General features: G+C 46.0%; 14 protein-coding genes and 1 pseudogene. 10 read left to right on the forward strand and 5 right to left on the reverse strand.

The window, feature by feature from the left end; translation table 11 throughout:
* Nucleotides 1-71: 71 nt before the first annotated feature.
* The 6 genes from A3GG_RS0103195 (at nt 72) to A3GG_RS11725 (ending at nt 8,743) form a co-directional block, all read left to right on the forward strand.
* Nucleotides 72-1,574, forward strand: a complete 1,503-nt coding sequence (locus A3GG_RS0103195; protein WP_018357879.1) for a cell division FtsA domain-containing protein — start codon at nt 72-74, stop codon at nt 1,572-1,574.
* An 11-nt stretch (nt 1,575-1,585) separates the two neighbouring features.
* Nucleotides 1,586-2,944 (forward strand): cell division protein FtsZ, encoded by a 1,359-nt coding sequence (gene ftsZ, locus A3GG_RS11720; protein ID WP_018357880.1) that lies wholly within the window; start codon nt 1,586-1,588, stop codon nt 2,942-2,944.
* Between the two features lie 12 nt (nt 2,945-2,956).
* Nucleotides 2,957-3,406, forward strand: coding sequence for a GatB/YqeY domain-containing protein (locus tag A3GG_RS0103205; protein ID WP_018357881.1), 450 nt, complete (start codon nt 2,957-2,959; stop codon nt 3,404-3,406).
* A 39-nt stretch (nt 3,407-3,445) separates the two neighbouring features.
* The gene (gene pnp, locus A3GG_RS0103210; RefSeq protein ID WP_026215579.1) at nt 3,446-5,665 is read left to right on the forward strand and encodes a polyribonucleotide nucleotidyltransferase; all 2,220 of its coding nucleotides are present in this window, start codon (nt 3,446-3,448) and stop codon (nt 5,663-5,665) included.
* A gap of 227 nt (nt 5,666-5,892) precedes the next feature.
* Complete coding sequence (locus tag A3GG_RS0103215) at nt 5,893-8,301, forward strand: family 20 glycosylhydrolase (protein WP_018357883.1); 2,409 nt, start codon at nt 5,893-5,895, stop codon at nt 8,299-8,301.
* Between the two features lie 76 nt (nt 8,302-8,377).
* A complete protein-coding gene (locus tag A3GG_RS11725; RefSeq protein ID WP_156808656.1) occupies nt 8,378-8,743 on the forward strand; it encodes a TfoX/Sxy family protein in 366 nt (121 codons plus the stop codon).
* A gap of 81 nt (nt 8,744-8,824) precedes the next feature.
* Here A3GG_RS11725 and A3GG_RS11730 read toward each other — a convergent pair whose 3' ends face one another.
* From A3GG_RS11730 to A3GG_RS14010, 5 genes and pseudogenes are all read right to left on the reverse strand, one after another.
* On the reverse strand, nt 8,825-10,975 hold the full coding sequence (locus A3GG_RS11730) for an ATP-dependent Clp protease ATP-binding subunit (RefSeq protein WP_018357885.1): 2,151 nt from the start codon (nt 10,973-10,975) through the stop codon (nt 8,825-8,827).
* A 67-nt stretch (nt 10,976-11,042) separates the two neighbouring features.
* Complete coding sequence (locus tag A3GG_RS0103230; RefSeq protein WP_018357886.1) at nt 11,043-11,699, reverse strand: cytidylate kinase-like family protein; 657 nt, start codon at nt 11,697-11,699, stop codon at nt 11,043-11,045.
* The gene (locus A3GG_RS0103235; protein WP_018357887.1) at nt 11,689-13,005 is read right to left on the reverse strand and encodes an acetyl-CoA hydrolase/transferase family protein; all 1,317 of its coding nucleotides are present in this window, start codon (nt 13,003-13,005) and stop codon (nt 11,689-11,691) included. Before A3GG_RS0103235 ends, A3GG_RS0103230 begins: the two co-directional genes overlap by 11 nt.
* A gap of 458 nt (nt 13,006-13,463) precedes the next feature.
* The gene (locus A3GG_RS14005; RefSeq protein WP_167620606.1) at nt 13,464-13,748 is read right to left on the reverse strand and encodes an integrase core domain-containing protein; all 285 of its coding nucleotides are present in this window, start codon (nt 13,746-13,748) and stop codon (nt 13,464-13,466) included.
* Nucleotides 13,746-13,979 (reverse strand): annotated as a pseudogene (locus tag A3GG_RS14010) (DDE-type integrase/transposase/recombinase); the annotation flags it as partial. The gene A3GG_RS14005 and the pseudogene A3GG_RS14010, both read right to left, overlap by 3 nt.
* Before the next feature lie 452 nt (nt 13,980-14,431).
* Here A3GG_RS14010 and A3GG_RS0103255 point away from each other — a divergent pair.
* From A3GG_RS0103255 to A3GG_RS0103270, 4 genes are all read left to right on the forward strand, one after another.
* On the forward strand, nt 14,432-14,650 hold the full coding sequence (locus A3GG_RS0103255) for a hypothetical protein (RefSeq protein WP_169333146.1): 219 nt from the start codon (nt 14,432-14,434) through the stop codon (nt 14,648-14,650).
* A 220-nt stretch (nt 14,651-14,870) separates the two neighbouring features.
* Nucleotides 14,871-16,847 carry a DNA topoisomerase (ATP-hydrolyzing) subunit B gene (gene gyrB, locus A3GG_RS0103260; RefSeq protein ID WP_026215580.1) on the forward strand — a complete coding sequence of 659 codons (1,977 nt, stop codon included), beginning with the start codon at nt 14,871-14,873 and terminating at the stop codon, nt 16,845-16,847.
* An 83-nt stretch (nt 16,848-16,930) separates the two neighbouring features.
* Entirely contained in the window at nt 16,931-18,649 is a 1,719-nt protein-coding gene (locus A3GG_RS0103265; protein WP_156808657.1) for a membrane dipeptidase, read from the forward strand.
* A gap of 54 nt (nt 18,650-18,703) precedes the next feature.
* Complete coding sequence (locus A3GG_RS0103270; protein WP_018357894.1) at nt 18,704-19,501, forward strand: sulfide/dihydroorotate dehydrogenase-like FAD/NAD-binding protein; 798 nt, start codon at nt 18,704-18,706, stop codon at nt 19,499-19,501.
* Nucleotides 19,502-19,507 lie beyond the last annotated feature (6 nt).

Genomic DNA, 19,507 nt, shown 5'->3' on the forward strand with positions numbered 1-19,507 from the left:
TGTAATTTTGTGGGAATTATAGTGCTCGGCTATTGGGAGAGGTAGCTTTGTGGTAGTTGGATATATAATTGATGATGGATAGCAAGGATAAGAAAATGGTGGTAGCGGTGCTAGACTTCGGTAGTAGTGCTATCAAGTTGGCTGTTGCAGAGAAGGAGCTGTCGGGAGACTCAAAGATTCCAAGAGATAGATTCAAGGTGATTTATCTTGATACAGAGCCCTCTGAAGGTGCTGTGCAGCGTGGCGTAGTATTTAATCTCTCTGAGACTTCTGAGAAGGTGCGTAACCTATTGGTGCGTGCCGAGGAGGAGATAGGGGTTAAGATTACCAATGTGCATGCTAATATTTCAGGTCAGGGTTTGCACTCGCTTCTGGCAAAGATGTCGGAGGAGTATTCATCACCTCACGAGATAACTGATGAGGATATTCGGAATATCTGGAGTGCTCTGGACGAGGAACCAGGTAAGCTTTATCTCTATTCTGATCCTGCTTTTGCTCGTTTCGTAGTCAATGGTAGTGTTGTGCAGCGTCCAGTGGGTGTTAAGGCTATGAAACTGGAGATGAGTATTCAGGCTGTAGTGACAGAGTCTTTTGTAGGAGACAACGTGGAGGAAGTCGTATCAGGAAAGCTAGGGCTTGGATTACCTCCTTTTCTTGTAGGCGCTATTGAACTTAGCAAGAGAGCTCTTACGCCAGAACAAAAGAGGATAGGTTCGGCTATGATAGACTTCGGTGCAGAGACTACTACTGTTTGTTACTTCAATCACGGAGTACTAGAGTCACTAAGAGTGCTACCGATGGGTGGTAATCAATTGACATATGACCTTACATCACTGGATATTAGTCCTGAGGAAGCGGAGCGCATCAAGCTTACTAGTGGTTCGCTTACATTGGATACCAGCGATAAAGAGGAGCTAACGGTTAAGGCTCCAGATATGCGTACGGATAAGAGGGTTTCTCGCTATAAGGTCAACCAGTTTATCGAGGCGCGCACACGAGAGATTATTGATAATGTAAAGGCTATTATCGCTCGTGCAAAGGGCGCCGATGACGATTATAGACTGCCTGGAGGTATTGTTATTACGGGTGGTGCTTCTCGACTTGCAGGACTTGTAGAGTATGTTAAGGAACAGTTCGGAGGAGAATTGAGTGTAAAGCAGGTAGGAACAGGTTTCTTTCCTGATGCTAATAATGAGGAGCTTATCAATAATCCCGAGTTCCATTCTGTCTATGCACTATTATACCAAGCCGATGAGGATGCAACATTGGCTGTGGAGGTAGAACGACCTGCCCATGTGACTCAGCCAGAGACGCCAATTGTAGTTACACCGGTCGAGACTGAAAACAATGAAAAGGCTCCTACTGTTATAGAAACTGCTACTCTATTCGACGAAGAGGAGATGGAGGAGATGATAGAGGATGAAACTCCAGTAAAAGAGGTTCTGCCTACACCGAAGAAGACAAAGAAGAAAGCTGCAAGGAAGGGTAGCTTTTGGGGGTCTATTGGTAAGGGGATAACAGACCTCTTTGCAATGCAAGGTGATGAGTCACAACTGTCTGATGATGAGGATTGATAGAGGAGAATATGATGGGAGATTTTGTAGAAGGCGTATTGCCAATAAAGGATAAAGCTAAGAACCAGCGTACAATCATCAAGGTAATTGGCGTAGGTGGCGGTGGTGGCAATGCTGTGAACTATATGTATAAGCAGGATGTGGAGAATGTCTCCTATTTGCTCTGTAATACCGACCAGCAGCATCTCAATGCCTGTGATGTGCCTCATACTATATGCCTCGGAGAAAAGACAACTAAAGGTCTTGGTGCTGGCAATAATCCTCGTCTAGCACATGATGCTGCCGAAGAAAGCGAGCAAAAGGTGCGTGAAGCACTTAGCGATGGTACTGAGATGGTCTTTATTACGGCTGGTATGGGAGGTGGCACAGGTACGGGAGCAGCTCCTGTAATTGCTCGCATCGCTAAGAGTATGGGTATCCTTACGGTAGGTATCGTGACAATTCCCTTCCTGTTTGAGGGACGTAGTAAGATTCTTCAGGCTATCGATGGCGTAGAGGAGCTTAAGAAGAATGTAGATGCCATACTTGTGGTCAATAACGAGTTGTTGAATAAGATTTATCCCGACTTAAGGATGACTGAGGGCTTTCGTAAGGCAGATGAGACACTTACCACGAGTACCCGTTCTATCTCTGAGATGATTACTATTCCTGGTATCGTGAACCTCGACTTTAATGATGTTAAGACTACTTTGGAGTCGGGCGGGGTATCGATTATTACTCGCGGCTTCGCTAGCGAGGAGGAAGGTCTCAAAAAGGCGATGCAAGAGGCTCTAGACTCTCCACTTCTCAATACTTCTAACTTTAGCCAGGCTACTAGGTTGCTGATACAAGTGACCTATAAACATGATCATGAGCCAACGACCAAGATGGCGGAGGAGCTCAAGGATATGACTGCCAAGGTGACGACTAAGTTCGACTTTATCTGGGGTATGAGTGAGCGTAATGATGATACGATGGAGAATGACCTGGGCTTCATATTGCTTGCTTCAGGCTTCGACGATAGTGTCATGATTGCAGATGAATATCAGGATGAGATACCTCGTAGAAGCAAAGAGGAGGAGGAGAAGACGATTGGTAATTACTACGGTAGTGACCTATCGCAAGCTAATACTTACAAGGAGTATGAGACTGTGATCTTCACTGACGAACTGATGGTCAATAATGGTTTTATCTCACTTGTTAATCAGCGCCCTACACTTACCCGCTCTAAGGAGCAGCTTGAGACTATCAAGCAGTTCCTTGATGGGGATAATGGATTTGGTAATTGGAGTGCACAACCAGTAATCTCCTATCCAAGGGAGAATAAGCCTGTAACAAAGTCAAATACTGGTGCTACTACCGGTGGAGTAATTAAGTTTGGTGACGATTAAATAATAGAATATATGGGACTTGTAGAACAAGTAAACGAAGGAATTAAGCAGGCAATGCTGAGCCGTGACAAGGTAAGACTAGAGGCTCTGCGTGCTATGAAGAAAGAGTTTCTCGAGGCAATGACTGCCAAAGGTGCCACGCATGAGCTAGGTGACGATCAAGCACTTAAGATTGTGGCTAAGCTGGTGAAGCAGAGAGAGGAGAGCGCTAGTCTCTATCGCGATGCTGACCGATTAGAACTTGCCGAAGCAGAGGAAGCAGAGGCAGAAGTATTTAAGGGGTTCCTCCCCGCACAGCTCTCCGAGTCTGAGATAGAGGAAAAAGTAAAAGAGATTATTGCACGTCTTGGTGTAACCGATATCAAGGGAATGGGTCAGGTCATGGGCGCTGCTACAAAGGAGTTAGGAGCTTCGGCAGAGGGTAAGGTAATCTCACAAATAGTAAAGAAGCTATTATCATAAGCGAGACATATTATAAGCTGTTTTATATAGACGTTTTTTATCATGAATGTAATCACTAAGACCATCACAATGGGTGATGGACGCACCATTACAATTGAGACTGGCAAGCTAGCTAAGCAAGCCGATGGTGCCGTAACTGTTCGCATGGGCAACACCGTATTGTTGGCAACGGTTACTGCTGCACAGGATGCTAATCCTGGGGTAGATTTTATGCCTCTTCAGGTAGAGTATAAGGAGAAGTTCTCCGCTATTGGTCGTTTCCCTGGAGGTTTTACTCGTCGAGAGGGTAGGGCTTCCGACTATGAGATTTTGATTTGTCGTTTGGTAGATAGGGCACTCCGTCCACTATTCCCAGAGGATTACCACGCCGAGGTATTTGTTAATATCATCCTCTTTAGTGGAGACGAGAATGAGCTTCCTGATCAGTTAGCTGGTTTGGCAGCTTCAGCCGCACTCGCAGTGAGTACCGTGCCTTTCCAAGGACCTATCTCTGAGGTGCGTGTGATTAGGCTTGATGGTAAATTCATAGTAAATCCTTCTAAGGAGCAACTCGATAGAGCTGATCTGGATCTAATGGTGGCAGCCACACTGGACAACATCATGATGGTCGAGGGTGAGATGAAAGAGGTTCAGGAGGCAGATATGCTCGAGGCTATCAAGATTGCTCACGAGGCTATCAAGGAGCAGTGCCAGGTTCAGATCGACTTGATGAATGAGTGTGGTACTAACGAGAAGCGTACCTACAGCCACGAAGATAACGACGAAGAGCTAAGGAATAAGGTACATGAGTTCTGCTACGATAAGGCATACGCTGTAGCAACTTCAGGTACTTCTAAGCACGAGCGTACCGATGCTTTCGCGCAGATTGTAGCAGACTTCAAGGCTCAGTTTACTGAGGAAGAGTTAGCTGAGAAAGAGGGTATGATTAACCGTTACTACCATGCTGTAGAGAAAGAGGCAATGCGCCGTATGATTCTAGACGAAGGCAAGCGCCTTGATGGTCGTGATACCAAGACCATCCGTCCAATTTGGTGTGAAGTGGACGCACTACCAGCACCTCATGGTTCATCTATCTTTACCCGTGGAGAGACACAGGCTCTAGCAACTGTTACCCTAGGTACTAAGAGCGATGAGAAGCTTGTCGATGATGTTCTTAATTATGGAAAGGATCGTTTCCTACTCCACTATAACTTCCCACCATTCTCTACGGGGGAGGCACGCCCACAGCGTGGTGTAGGTCGTCGTGAGATTGGTCATGGTAACCTTGCACAGCGTGCACTCAAGGCAGTAATTCCTGCCGACTATCCATACGTTATCCGTATCGTTAGTGATATCTTAGAGAGTAATGGCTCATCATCAATGGCAACTGTATGTGCTGGAACCCTTGCACTTATGGATGCAGGTGTGAAGATTGAGAAGCCAGTGAGCGGTATCGCTATGGGTCTGATCTCAGAGAATAAGGGTCAGAACTATGCTATCCTCTCCGATATCCTAGGAGACGAGGATCACCTTGGTGATATGGACTTCAAGGTAACTGGTACTCGTGATGGAATCACTGCTACTCAGATGGATATCAAGGTAGATGGTCTTAGCTATGAGATTCTGGAGAATGCATTGGCTCAGGCTAAGGCAGGACGTATGCATATCCTCGATAAGATTACCTCAACAATTGCTGAGCCACGTGCCGACTTCAAGCCTCAGACTCCTCGTATCGTGACTATGCGTATACCTAAGGAGTTTATTGGAGCTGTCATTGGTCCTGGTGGTAAGATTATCCAGAGCATACAGGAGGAGAGTGGCGCTAGTGTAAATATCGAGGAGGTAGACAATGTAGGTCTCATCGAGATTGCCGCTGCAGGTAAGGCTCCTATCGATAAGGCACTTGAGATGATCAATGCTATCGTAGTTATTCCAGAGGTTGGTAAGGTATACGAGGGTAAGGTAAAGAGCGTTATGCCTTACGGTGCTTTCGTTGAGTTCTTGCCTGGCAAGGAAGGTCTACTTCATATCTCTGAGTGGGATTGGAAGCGCTTCGACACCATCGAGGAGACAGGTGTAGAGGAAGGTCAGAAGCTCAATGTAGTACTTCTTGAGATTGATCCAAAGACAGGCAAGTTCCGTCTCTCTCGTAAGTCTCTCTTGGAGAAGCCAGAGGGGTGGGTAGACCGTCCAGAGCGCCCTCGCAACGATCGTCCTCGTAATGACCGTCCACGTGGCGACCGTGGTGATCGTAACAATAACCATCGCAACAACGACTAATCGTCTTCCATATAAACTTAATGAGTGATTATTTGTAGGTTTAGAGACCTCATAATCACTCTAAGTATTTGAGATATCTTCGCTATAGAGGGCTTTTGTCTCCTCTGTAGTGGAGATTTTATTGATACTCAAGTAGAACGGATGATAATGCTCTCTCCTAAAAATATTTAGTAACTTTGTGATGGGTAAGAGTGTAACTAATAATCAACATTAAATATAGTTTTGATATGAAGAATGTATTGAAGGTTGTGCTTGCTGTTGCGACAACTACTATCGCTTTGGTAGCTTGTGGTAAAGGCTCTAGCACTATCGTGGATCACCCGTATAATGCTGGGATCAACGTCATACCTATGCCTGCATCTATAGAGGCTAAAGGTGAGGGTGGCTTCGAGCTAACCAAAAATGTCTCTTTCGTTGCTGATGGTGAAGAGCTAACGAAGATTGCTAAGTTCTTTGCTTTGAAAATTAAGGGCTCTACTGGTTTTGAGCTACAGACAATTCCCGCAAGTAAGAACCCAAAGCAGGAGATTGCTTTTGCTCTTGTTGGTGCCGATATTGTACCAGCTGAGGAAGGGTATACACTGGATGTATCTAGTGAGGGTATCAAGATTCAAGCTCAGACACCTAGAGGTATTTTCTGGGGTATGCAGACACTACTCCAACTCCTTCCTGCCGAGATTGAGAATCGTGATGTGATTCGTAACGTGGATTGGAAGATTCCTTATGTGTCTGTCATAGACGAGCCTCGATTTGGATATAGAGGACAGCACCTTGATCCATGCCGTCACTTCCTTACTGTAGAGGAGACCAAGAAGTTTATCGACGTACTATCTATGCTCAAGATCAATAAAATGCACTGGCACCTTACTGATGATCAAGGTTGGAGGGTCGAGAGCAAGGTATTCCCTAAGCTGAACGAGATTGCAAGCAAACGTATAGAGGGCGATGGCAGTACCTACGGACCATTCTTCTATACTCAAGAAGAGATTAAAGACATCGTGGCGTATGCCAAGGAGCGCTATGTAGAGGTAATTCCCGAAATCGAGTTCCCTGGGCACAATGTAGGTGTGATTACTGCATATCCTGAACTAGGGTGCTGGGGAGAGGAGTTCCCTTATGAGGTGCGTAATATCTGGGGTATCTCCGACGAGGTTCTATGCGCAGGTAATGACAAAGTCTTTGAGTTTGCCGAGAAGATTCTAGATGAGATTATACCATTATTTGATAGTGAGTATTTCCACATCGGTGGTGATGAAGCACCAAAGCGTATTTGGGCTAAGTGTCCTAAGTGCCAAGCTCGTATCAAAGCCGAAGGTCTCAAGGATGAATATGAGCTACAGAGCTACTTTATCCATAGAATAGAGGAGATCGTACTAAAACACGGTAAAAAGATGATAGGCTGGGAGGAGATTCTCGAGGGCGGTCTCGCTCCTAGTGCTATCGTGATGAGTTGGACTGGTGAACAGGGTGGTATCACCTCTGCAAATATGGGACATGACGTAATAATGACTCCTGCGAGCGCAGGACTGTATGTCGATCATTATCAGGGAGATCCAGCTATTGAGTCACAAGCTATTGGCGGATTCTCTACCCTAGAGAAGGTGTATAGTTACAATCCAATCCCTGAAGCTATTCATGCAGATAAGCGTCACCATGTGCTTGGAGTGCAGGCGAACCTATGGGCAGAGTACTTCTATGAGAGTTGGCAGAACGAGTACCACGCTTTCCCTCGTGAGATAGCTGTCGCAGAAGTAGGTTGGACTCCACTAGAGAAAAAAGACTTCGCCGACTTTGAGCGTCGACTTCAGAATATGCAGAAGCGACTCGACTACCACGATATGATGTATTACATCCCACAGCCTGAGCAACAAGGATTGGGCGGAAGCATCAATACAGTAGCATTTGTGGATAGCACTACCCAGGAGTTTAAGACCAGTGGACATGTGTACAAGATCATTTATACCCTCGATGGTTCGGAGCCAACCGCAGATAATGGTACCGAGTACACGAAGCCACTCACCTTTACAGATGATGCTACTCTAAAGATAAGGTCGCTTGTGTTAGGGGGCAAGATGAGCCCAGTACGTGAGATCAATATTCTCAAGCAGTCTTATGAACCAGCTATTGCTCAGCCAGAGGATGCTGGAATCGCCAAGGGTATTAACTTCGGTATCAAGCATGGTCGCTTCACTAATACCGATGAGGTACTAGCACTTCCTACTGATAGTCTAGACTGGACGGAGGGTATTGCCTTCTCTAAGACAGGTCAGCCATTCTATATCGAGGATCGACTAGAGCACCTTATGTCTAATGTAAATCACTTTGGCGGAATCTATGAGGGCTATATCAATATCCCAGAAGACGGCGTGTACCGCTTTTGTTCATTGCACCACAAGCTCTGGCTCAATGATCAGTTAGTCGTCAATAATGAAGGAGAAGTGATGAAGACCGCTCGCCACGATATTTCTGTAGCGCTTGGTAAGGGGTTACATAAGATTAAGATTGTGACTATTGGAGAGATCCAAGGCGGATGGCCTACTTTCTGGAACGATGTTCGTCTCCGTTGGTCTCGTATGGATAAGGGCGAGGCTCTCGACTTTATTCCAGATGAAGCTTTCTTTCATTCAGTGAAGTAACTAGTGTTTTGTGCTTAATGATAAAGGCGGGCAGTATCCATTTGGTGCTGCCCGCCTTTATTATTACTTTTGCCGTATGAATGTATCAGAAGAATATGCAAGCTTTGTAGCCGATCAGTGCTCTGGCGCTGGAGAGATAAGGCTGCGCAAGATGTTTGGAGCTTATTGCCTATATTGCAATGATAAGGTAGTGGCTTTTCTTGTTCACGATGAGTTTTTGCTCAAGCCTACCGAGGCGGTTCGTCCGCTACTCAAAGAGGTGGAGGAGAAGGAGCTATTCCCAGGCTCCAAGGGCTTCTTCTGTATTACAGATATTGATAATCATCGGTACATGTCGGATATCGTACGGGCTACATACGAAGCACTCCCTATGCCCAAGCCTAAAAGACCTAAGAAACCTATAAAAGGCGATGGACTTGAGAAGATTATCAATGAACGCTAGTGGTAAAATGGTTGAGACCTTGCCTATGTGCAACATAAAAGGACTACGCAAATCTTGCTTTTGCGTAGTCCTTTCATCTTCTTACTGTGCTGCTATTTCTGGTTGTAGCAACCGTAGTTTTTCAGGCGATTTCCCATGATCTACGTCGATAAGATAGCGCCCACCAGGGATAGCTTCACCATCGATAATAGCTTGGGTAATCAAGTCCTCTACATACTGAGCAATGGCTCGGTTGAGAGGTCGGGCACCGAGCTTAGGGTCATATCCTTTCTTAGCAAGAAATGCGCGTGCCTTTTCGCTGTACTCAACTGTAATCTCCAAGGCATCCAGTCTAGGCGCAAGTTCTTGCAGCTGAATGTCCACAATCGAACGGATAACCTCAGGGCTCAGAGCATTGAAGGTTACAATCTTATCTATACGATTAAGGAACTCAGGAGCAAAGCTCTTCCTAAGCATCTTCTGTATTACCTCCTGAGATAGTTTGCTCATCTCCTCTGCGCTTGCATCACGGAATCCTATGCCCGTACCGAAGTCATCGAGTTGGCGGGTACCTACATTGGAAGTCATGATGACAATGGTATTCTTGAAATTGACCTTTCTACCATTACTATCGGTGAGCACACCATCGTCCAGCAATTGCAGGAGGATATTGTGGACATCGGCATGAGCTTTCTCAATCTCATCAAAGAGAACCACAGAGTATGGCCTACGCTTAATCTTTTTCGTAAGTTCACCACCCTCGTCATAACCTACATATCCTGGAGGTGCTCCTACAAGACGGGAAACCGTATGTCGTTCCATAAACTCGCTCATATCCACTCGGATCATGGCATCCTCACTTCCGAATAATTCCTTAGCTAGGTTCTTGGCTAGGTGGGTCTTGCCCACACCTGAAGAGCCAAGGAATAAGAATGACCCAATTGGTTTCTTCGGATTACGTAGCCCTATCTTATTTCTCTGGATAGCACTAGCTATGGCATCGATTACATGATCCTGACCCTTTACCTTTTCTTTGAGCCTATCAGCCAGCCCTGCTAGCGATGCCAGATCGTCTTTGGTAAATGACTCCACTGGCACTCCGCTTGTGAGCGATACCACCTTTTGTATCTCCTCCACACCGACCATTACCTTCTGCGTAAGCATCTCGCCACGCTCCAGTCTAGCCTTGTATTGGTCAAACTCACTTATTGCTTCCTTCTCCTCATCGCGGTACCTTATAGCTAGCTCGTAGTCGCTCTCACTTACGGCTTTTTGCTTAAGGGCACGTGCCTCGTTAATCTTTGCTTCGAAGTGAGAGAGGTCAACCGGCTTTTGGTTTGCCATGAAGGCATAAGCCCCAGCTTCATCGATAGCGTCGATAGCCTTATCGGGGAAGAAACGATCCGTTACATATTGATCGGTGAGCTTTACCGCTGCCAATAGGGCATCGTCGGAATAAGTTACGTGGTGGTGCTCCTCATATCTAGGGCGTAGCTTGTGGAGTATCTCCAGGGTCTCTTTAGTATCAGGAGCCTCCACGACAATCTTTTGGAAACGGCGCTCCATAGCACCATCCTTCTCGATAGTCTTGCGGTACTCCTCCAAAGTTGTAGCACCTATTACCTTTATCTCGCCTCTAGAGAGAGCTGGTTTTAGAATATTAGCTGCATCGAGCCCACCTTGGCTATTGCCGCTACCCATGAGCGTGTGTATCTCATCGATATAGAGGATAATATCGGGATTAGCCCTTAGCTCCTTGATCATCCCTTTCATACGCTCCTCGAACTGACCTCTATACATCGAGCCCGCTACCATACTTGCCAAATCTATAGATATGATGCGCTTATTCAGTAGGGTAATAGGTACATCGTTGGCTACTATCTTTTGGGCTAAAGCCTCCACAATAGCTGTCTTACCCACACCAGGCTCTCCTAGAAGAATTGGGTTATTCTTCTTTTTCCGTGCTAATATCTGTGCTACGCGTTGGATCTCTCCATCACGTCCGTATATTGGGTCGAGCTTATTTTTTTTCGCAAGGTCATTGAGCCAAGTGCCATATTGGTCTAGGGTAGGGGTATCCGACTTGCCTTTACCTCCGCCTGTGGTGCCCTTATCCTTACTTGGCTCCTTGTTGCCCTCATGCTCCTCACCTTTGCCCTCGTCCTTACTGAATAGTTCGCCGAGGTCATCGTCAGGATAATTGGGCATCGATGCCATCATATCTAGTCTATGTTGTCTTGCTCTATCTTTCATATCTAAAAATCCCCTCATAAGTATCAACGTATACTCATGAGGGGATTGGTATAATTATGAAATCATCCTATTCCATAGGGAAACCACGTCTCCTCATGAGTCCTACTATCATATCTACCGCATAATCTATGCCAACAGACGATAGCTTAATAGACAGGTCATAATTGTCAGCCCTGCCCCAGTTCCGAGAGGTGTAATAGTTGTAGTACTCTCTACGATCTTTGTCCACCTTTTCCACTTCTGCTGTAGCATCCTCTATAGCCTCCATTCCGAGACGCTCTTGGATATGCTTAGCTCTCAGCTCTATGTCATCTGCAATATAAACAGTCAGCAAGTGGGGATGTTCGCGAAGTACATAGTCTGCACATCTGCCGACAAATATGGCGGAACCCTTCGCCGCTAGTTTTTGGATGGTCTCAGCCTGGAGTGTGAAGAGATGATCATTGGAGAGGTAGTTATTGGTGTACATATAGAAGGGATTAGGCATACATAGAGTACTGCCTACTACTAGGGGAAGCTCGTAAACATTCTTTTCGTCTGCCTTCTCGAAGAGTTCTTTGCGGATATTGTTGTCCTCGGCAGCCTTGTCTAGTATCTCCTTGTCGTAGAGCATTACCTTGAGTCTCCTCTGTAGCTTACATGCAACCTTATAGCCTCCGCTTCCGAAAGAGCGTCCAATACAGATGGCGAAGGTATTGTCTGGGTAAATCATCTCATTCTCCATAATTCATCAAAAAAAACTTCTTGGTAGGGAATTGCTCCATTACAGAGCGCTCTAGCTCTTCTCTAAACTTAGGGTGGGCGATGCTCACTAGTGCTTCTGCACGCTCTAGTTCGGTGCGTCCCGAAAGCTCTGCCACACCATACTCAGTTACCACGTAGTCAATATCATTGCGTAGGGTAGTGACTACGTTTCTATTACTTAGGGTAGGGGCGATACGGGATATCTCACCACCCTTTGCTGTAGACTGAATAGCGATGATGCTCTTACCTCCCTCAGAGATGCGTATACCACGGACATAGTCAAACTGACCTCCCGAGCCACTAAACATCTTGCCACCTACTTTCTCGGCACATACCTGTCCATACAGATCTACTTCAATACATGAGTTGATAGAGATCATGCGAGGGTTCTTACCAATAATATAAGGGTCATTCATCAGGTCTACAGGATATTGCTCGAAAAGCTCATTGCCATCTAGGAAGTCATACAGTGCTTGGTCTCCCATCGTAAAGGCAGCAGTCATCTTGCCTTGGTGTATGCCCTTGTATCTACCAGTGATTGCACCACTCTTGAATAGCCCTAGCACACCTGGAGTGAGTAGCTCAGTGTGAATACCAAGTTCGCTGTGGTTGGTTAGTAGCGATAGTACCGCATCAGGTAGCGCCCCAATACCAATCTGTAGGGTAGCCCTATCGGGTACGAGTTCTGCACAGAATGCCGCAATCTTCTTGTCTAAATCGCTTTGCTCAGCACTAGGAACAAGGTGTGGCTGTGAGCTATGCTCCACGATGACATCTATTTCATCAGCGGTAAGGAAATTATCTCCACCTACAAAAGGAAGTTGATTATTGACCACTGCCATTACCTTCTTAGCATATCTTGCAGCTGGAAGTCCAAAGTCGCTAGAAAGGCTGCAACTGTATCTGCCCTGATTGTCTGGAGGTGTTACTTGTAGGATAGCCCAGTCCGGCTCAAAAGTACCACCAGGAGCAAATAGAGATGGTACCTGAGAGAAGTGACGTGGGATAAAATCAGCACGTCCCTCATTCACTGCATCGCGCATCGCTTTGCCACTCATGAAAGGTGAGCAAACCCTTATGTGCTTCTCCATCCCTGGCTCCAAGTGCACTGGTGTACCTAGGTATATCAAGTGGAATAGCCTAAGGTTCGTAAAGCGCTCTTTTTGCCTTACAATCTCTTCTACCACACAATTGGGGGTTACTGCTCCATGTCCGAGCACTAGCTTTTCGCCATCCTTAATCTCTGCTACTGCCTCGCTGAGTGGCATTACTTTAGCTCTTTGCATATTACTACTTAATTCGGTATCCAAAAATTATTATAGGTTAGGTTGTACTCCCTCTCCACCCACAAATTTACCAAAATTGGCTATCGTGTGCAACAAACACTTCAGAATAAGCCTAACTCCCTTTGGCTTCTTGGGATAGAGCCCAAAGTTTCCTACGTTGGAAAGGAAAGTTTCCAAGGAGGGAACAGAAGTTTTCCATGCTTGGAAAGAAATCTTTCCAAGCATGGAAAATATTTTGGAAAATATGGTATTCCTGAAAATAGTACACAGTTTGTTTGTTATTCCTGTTATTGTATACACTTCTTTTTGCAATCCTAAATGTGTACACACCCTGTGCCCTCTAACCCTGAATGGGTACACAAATATAGATGTTTTTGCGCAGATTACGGGCGGAGCCCACGAGCCGCCGCCCCCCCCCCTCTCTCTCTTAGGGGCGGGCGAGCTCGTGCGTCATATAATCAAGCGATATTAGTCCGCTTCGTGAGCGGGTTTTGGTGCTGTGGTAGTAGCATCTGCATGGGTGGTATCATGCCGATGGCGCGGTGGGGGCGAGCTGTATTATAGAGTTTTATTGACTCAGATATCCTTTTCTGTGTCTCCTCAAAGCTTAGGCTCTCGTAGTTGTACAGCCAGTCGTTCTTTATGGTGCCGTTAAGTCGCTCTGTCATAGCGTTGTGGAGCGGGTCTCCTGTTTGGGTAACACTCGTAATCATCCCTAACTCTGCTTCATAATTGGTCATCATGCTTGATACATACTGGCTACCTCGGTCGCTGTGGAAGATAGCTCCTGAGAGATCTATCTTGTGTTGTCTACAGAAAGCTACTGTCTGATCTAAAGCTTCGAGGGGACCGTCTGTGAAGAGGCTGCGCTGTAGGCTAAAGCCAGTGATAATACGACTATAAGCATCCATAGTAAGGGATAGATAAAGAAAGCCTTCCTTCGTTTTGAGGTAAGTAATATCTGAGACAAAGAGCATACCATGTCCTGTTGGGATGTACTTAGGTGTGGTATTAAGGTGATCATAGAAGCCGTGATTAACTACTCCCATAGTAGTGCGGGGAGGGCGATAGGTCTTTTTGTTCTCAAGAGCATATCATTGGCTCCAATCTATAAAACAGTTGATGTAGAAGTATTTATTTTGCGGTATAATAAATAATCTATATCTTTGGAAATAAGAATTTTGTCTTGAGTACTAAGAGATGATTGTATAACTAATATCAAATGTATGATGATGAAAAAGAAGTTCGCATTTCTATTTGTAGCAATGGGGCTATTTATGTTTGCCTCATGTTCTTCAGAGGATAGTCTAACACATAAGAGGCTACTCAGGTAGAGACTGAGGCAGAAGTGCCCCCAATGAATTATGGAGATGAGGGTCCCGTTTATTGCAATGACTCAGGCGAGGCCGTGGTTCAAGTCCTTTCAATGGATGAGAAAGAATTGAGCATTCGTTTGCTTGATAGAGATATGATTCTCGAGCTCCAGCGTGTAGAAGGCGAGGGGATTGTCTATAAAGACATGAACCAGAATATGACAACCTTTGAAAGTGAGGAGTACCAGACCATGACAGTTCTGTATGCAGATGCTGCTGAGCAACCTATTGAGCTACAATTGCGTAATGGTAATTCTGTAGTAGCAGAATAACCTTCTGTCGTATTTTTTGGGGGGGAGAAGTCGGTAGTTCCAATTGTCTGTCTGTGGCGTAAACGCAGGTAGAGTATTGCGATTCACTCTATAGGAGACCTTAGCCTCTGTAGAGTGAATCGAGTATTTTAGAAACGAGTGGGGGTGGGATATATGGGGGATTTTTGGTATCTTTGTGAAGATATGGGGGAAAGATATTGAGCGTAATAAGGAAGATAGTATGAGTGAAGATTTGAAGGATGTAGTAAATGGTGCTCCTGTGCAAAAGGAGCATTATGATTCGTCCAATATTCAAGTATTAGAGGGACTAGAGGCTGTGCGTAAGCGCCCAGCTATGTATATAGGCGATATTAGTAGTAAGGGTCTGCATCATCTTGTGAATGAGGTGGTGGACAACTCTATAGATGAGGCTATGGCTGGTCATGCTACTCGTATCGAGGTGGAGATAAATGAGGATAACTCTATTTCGGTACATGATGATGGTCGTGGTATTCCCGTGGATATGCATAAGAAGCTCGGAAAGTCGGCGCTTGAAGTGGTGATGACGGTGCTACATGCTGGAGGTAAGTTCGATAAAGGGTCTTATAAGGTATCTGGTGGTCTCCATGGTGTGGGCGTTTCCTGTGTTAATGCGCTATCTACTAAGCTAGTCGCTGAGGTTTATCGTGATGGTAAGATTTATAAGCAAGAATACTCAAAGGGTATTCCTCAGACCGAAGTAGAGGTGATTGGGGAGACGGATAGGACCGGTACTTCTGTTACTTTTCTCCCAGATGACTCCATCTTTATGGTCACGGTATATGAGTATAATATCCTTGCCAATAGGCTTCGTGAACTGGCGTATCTCAATGCTGGAGTTAAGATTAGTCTAACCGATTTCCGTGATAGGGATGAGGAAGGCAATCCTCGGAGCCAGACTTTCTACTCTCAAGAGGGGCTAAAGGAGTTTGTTCATTATCTTGATAGTAGTAAGGAACATCTGATGGAGGAGGTGATACACATGGTCAATGACAAAGGCGATATGCCTGTGGAAGTGGCTATGACCTACAATACGACATTCAATGAGAATGTATACTCTTATGTTAATAATATCAATACAATAGAGGGTGGTACGCACCTCACTGGTTTCCGTCGTGCGCTTACCCGCACGCTTAAGAAGTATGCCGATGACTCGGGTATTCTGGAGAAAGAAAAGGTAGAGGTGCTTGGAGATGACTTCCGTGAGGGACTTACCGCAGTCGTTTCTATCAAGGTGGCTGAACCGCAGTTTGAGGGACAGACCAAGACTAAGCTCGGTAATAGTGAAGCTGTTGGAGCTGTAGATGCGGCGGTGTCAGAGGCTCTTACCGTCTTCCTAGAGGAGCATCCTAAGGAGGCTCGTCTTATTGTGGATAAAGTTGTACTTGCTGCTAAGGCTCGTATGGCAGCTAAACGCGCAAGGGAGATGGTACAGAGGAAGGGTCCGATGTTCTCGGGTGGGCTTCCTGGTAAGCTGGCTGACTGCCGTAGTCGTGACCCTGAAATATGCGAGCTATTCCTTGTGGAGGGTGACTCGGCAGGTGGTACAGCTAAGCAGGGTAGGGACTCGATGTTCCAAGCAATCCTTCCTCTTAGAGGTAAGATTCTGAATGTGGAAAAGGCAATGGTACACCGTGTCCTAGAGAATCAGGAAATTCAAGCGATGTACACTGCACTAGGTGTCTCAATTGGAACGGAAGAAGATCCTAAGGCACTCAATATAGATAAGCTGCGCTACCATAAGGTGATTATCATGACCGATGCCGATGTGGATGGTAGCCATATCGCTACACTATTGCTGACCTTCTTCTTTAGGCAGATGAGGGTGCTCATAGAGCGTGGATACGTATATATAGCTACACCTCCACTGTACCAATGTAAGAAAGGCGATGTTATTCGCTATTGCTGGAACGATGAGGAGCGTCAGGCATTTATTGAGAAGTATGGTGATGGCGACGAGAATAAGATTATCACCCAGCGCTACAAGGGTCTTGGAGAGATGAATCACGACCAGCTATGGGATACTACTATGGATCCTGAGCAGAGGTATCTGAAGCAGGTATCTATGGAGAGTGCAGCTGAGGCAGATGTGGTATTCTCTACGCTGATGGGCGAGGATGTGGAACCACGTCGAGAGTTTATTGAGTCCAATGCTACCTACGCTAATGTGGACGCTTGATACAAAATAATCATGAGAGGAGGAGGGGATAGAAGAGCTTAGGAATGTTCTTGTATCCCCTCTTCGTTCGTTATCAATGAGCAATGGAAGGAATGAGTTTTTCGCTAAAGGAACTACAGTTGGAGATATCAAGATGTAGTAGGTTCCTTAAGGGGGACAAACCAGTGATAGGTATCTCTACTAACCACAATCATGTGGATGAAAATACGCTCACTGATACTTATTGTGATAGTATCAGGCATGCGGGGGGTATTCCTATGATTATCCCTAAGACGGATGATAAAGAGCTATTGCTGGAGACTCTAGGACGGTGTGATGCGCTGATTATCAGTGGGGGTGGAGATCCTCATGCTCTGTGGTGGGGCGAGATGCCACACCACAAGATAGGGAAAGTGGTGTATGAGAAAGATGTCTTCGACCTTGCACTCATACAGAGTGCATTTAGGCTCAATGTACCTATCTTAGGGATTTGCCGTGGTCTCCAGTTGCTCAATGTGGCACTAGGTGGATCGCTGATTCAGGATATTCCGAGTACCATTGAGGGTGCTTTTAACCATTCGCAGACGGCGACACGATATGAGGAGTGGCACTCAGTAGAGATACTACCAGGGGGTAGGCTTCAGACGATAGTGGGGGAAGAGATGCTGATGGTCAATTCCTTCCACCATCAGGCAGTTGGTACGATTGCAGATTGTGGCGTGGTGTGTGCTCGGTCTAGCGATGGGGTAGTAGAGGCAGTGGATTATTATCCAGAGTATAATGCCCTTGGGGTACAATGGCATCCCGAGGCACTTGCCTGTGGAGGGAAGTCGAGACACCTAGAGCTATTTAAGTGGTTAGTAGGCGAGGCGAGGTTGTTCCAAGAGGCTCGCCGTATTCATCAGCATGTTGTTACGCTTGATTCGCATGTAGATACACCATCATTATTGGTTGGGAACCCTTGTGGAGATAGCGATACGGCTCGGGTAGATTATCCTGGAATGGTGATTGGTGGGCTGGATGTGGTCTTTATGGCGGCTTATGTAGCGCAGGGGAGCGACGATGCCTATAATCATGTGATAGAGATGCTTGACGCTACTGATAGGTATGCCGAACAATCGGAGGGTAAGATAGTGGTATTGGGAGAGACCACTAAGGCTTGGGAGAATAAGGTAAGTCGTCGGAAGATGCTCTGCAAGGCGGTAGAGAATGGGTATGCCATAGGCGATGATCTTACGAAGCTAGAGGTGTTGGCTCATCGTGGTGTAAAGTATATGACCCTTTGTCACAACGGTGATAATCTCATCTGTGATTCTGGAGCAAGGAGTCTGCAAACACATGGTGGGTTAAGTGACTTTGGAAAGAAGGTCGTAAGAGAAATGAATCGGCTAGGTATTATAGTAGATGTATCGCATGCCTCTGATTCTACTGTGCGTGATGTATTGGCGGAGAGTGATCAACCGATTATTGCTAGTCATAGTTCTTGTAGAGCACTCTATGACCACTCGCGTAACCTACCCGATGAACTACTGAAGGCAATAGCCGAGAAGGGTGGAGTGGTTCAGCTCTGTATGTACTATGGATTCTTGGGGGGCAAGCATGCAACACTATTGGACTTTGTAGACCATATACTACACGCAATGGAGGTGATGGGAGAAAAGCACGTGGGTATTGGTACAGACTTTGATGGCGGGGGAGAAGTTATTGGTTGCCGAAATACCGCTGCTTTGCCACGCATTACGGTGGAACTTCTGCGCCGAGGAGTTGCAATAAAGCAACTAAAGGCGCTTTGGGGAGAGAATTTATTAAATGTGATTAAGTAATTGTTTATCTTTGTGGCTGATTGTCAGAATTAACCTACTACGTATATTAGTTGTATGAATAAGATTGTCTCCAAGGAGTTCCTCTCCGAAAGGGTAGTTAAGTTTGTAATCGAGGCTCCTCGTATTGCGAAGTCACGCAAGGCAGGGCATTTTGTGATTGTGCGTGTCGGTGCGATGGGCGAGCGTATTCCGCTTACTATTGCCGACTCAGATCCTGTAGAGGGTACCATTACAATGGTGGTACAGAATGTCGGTAGAAGCTCTCAGAAACTCTGTGCTCTGAATGAGGGTGAGTATGTCACCGATGTGGTGGGGCCTCTCGGTCAGGCTACTAAAATAAAGAAATATGGTACTGTAGTCTGTGCTGGAGGTGGCGTAGGTGTTGCTCCGCTTTTCCCTATAGTACAGGCGATGCATGAGGCTGGTAACCGTGTGATTGTGGTACTGGCAGCACGTAATAAAGATCTCATAATACTAGAAAAGGAGATGCGTGCTAATTCGGATGAAGTAGTCATCATGACCGACGACGGTTCGTCGGGAAAGCAAGGACTAGTGACCGCAGGTATCGAAGAGGTATTGCAGCGGGAGAAGGTAGATCTTTGTGTTACTATTGGTCCTGCTATCATGATGAAGTTTGTGGCAGAGCTTACTAAGAAGTATGAGGTACCTACCTATGCTAGTCTCAATACGATTATGGTGGATGGTACTGGTATGTGTGGCGCTTGTCGAATCACGGTGGATGGCCAGACTAAGTTTGTGTGTGTCGATGGTCCTGAGTTTGACGCACACAAGGTGGACTTCGATGAGATGCTTAAGAGGATGAACGCATTTAGAGATCAAGAGAAGGCATAATAAGAC

Origin of the sequence: Porphyromonas levii DSM 23370, from assembly GCF_000379925.1 — a bacterium.
GTDB lineage: Bacteria > Bacteroidota > Bacteroidia > Bacteroidales > Porphyromonadaceae > Porphyromonas_A > Porphyromonas_A levii.

Excerpts from the sequence above, each read along its gene's own strand:
- A3GG_RS0103195 (WP_018357879.1), top strand. The coding sequence starts at position 72 with ATGATGGATAGCAAGGATAAGAAAATGGTGGTAGCGGTGCTAGACTTC.
- ftsZ (WP_018357880.1), top strand. The coding sequence starts at position 1,586 with ATGATGGGAGATTTTGTAGAAGGCGTATTGCCAATAAAGGATAAAGCT.
- A3GG_RS0103205 (WP_018357881.1), top strand. The coding sequence starts at position 2,957 with ATGGGACTTGTAGAACAAGTAAACGAAGGAATTAAGCAGGCAATGCTG.
- A3GG_RS0103215 (WP_018357883.1), top strand. The coding sequence starts at position 5,893 with ATGAAGAATGTATTGAAGGTTGTGCTTGCTGTTGCGACAACTACTATC.
- A3GG_RS11725 (WP_156808656.1), top strand. The coding sequence starts at position 8,378 with ATGAATGTATCAGAAGAATATGCAAGCTTTGTAGCCGATCAGTGCTCT.
- A3GG_RS11730 (WP_018357885.1), bottom strand. The coding sequence starts at position 10,975 with ATGAAAGATAGAGCAAGACAACATAGACTAGATATGATGGCATCGATG.
- A3GG_RS0103230 (WP_018357886.1), bottom strand. The coding sequence starts at position 11,699 with ATGGAGAATGAGATGATTTACCCAGACAATACCTTCGCCATCTGTATT.
- A3GG_RS0103235 (WP_018357887.1), bottom strand. The coding sequence starts at position 13,005 with ATGCAAAGAGCTAAAGTAATGCCACTCAGCGAGGCAGTAGCAGAGATT.
- A3GG_RS14005 (WP_167620606.1), bottom strand. The coding sequence starts at position 13,748 with ATGATGACCAATTATGAAGCAGAGTTAGGGATGATTACGAGTGTTACC.
- A3GG_RS0103255 (WP_169333146.1), top strand. The coding sequence starts at position 14,432 with ATGGATGAGAAAGAATTGAGCATTCGTTTGCTTGATAGAGATATGATT.
- gyrB (WP_026215580.1), top strand. The coding sequence starts at position 14,871 with ATGAGTGAAGATTTGAAGGATGTAGTAAATGGTGCTCCTGTGCAAAAG.
- A3GG_RS0103265 (WP_156808657.1), top strand. The coding sequence starts at position 16,931 with ATGGAAGGAATGAGTTTTTCGCTAAAGGAACTACAGTTGGAGATATCA.
- A3GG_RS0103270 (WP_018357894.1), top strand. The coding sequence starts at position 18,704 with ATGAATAAGATTGTCTCCAAGGAGTTCCTCTCCGAAAGGGTAGTTAAG.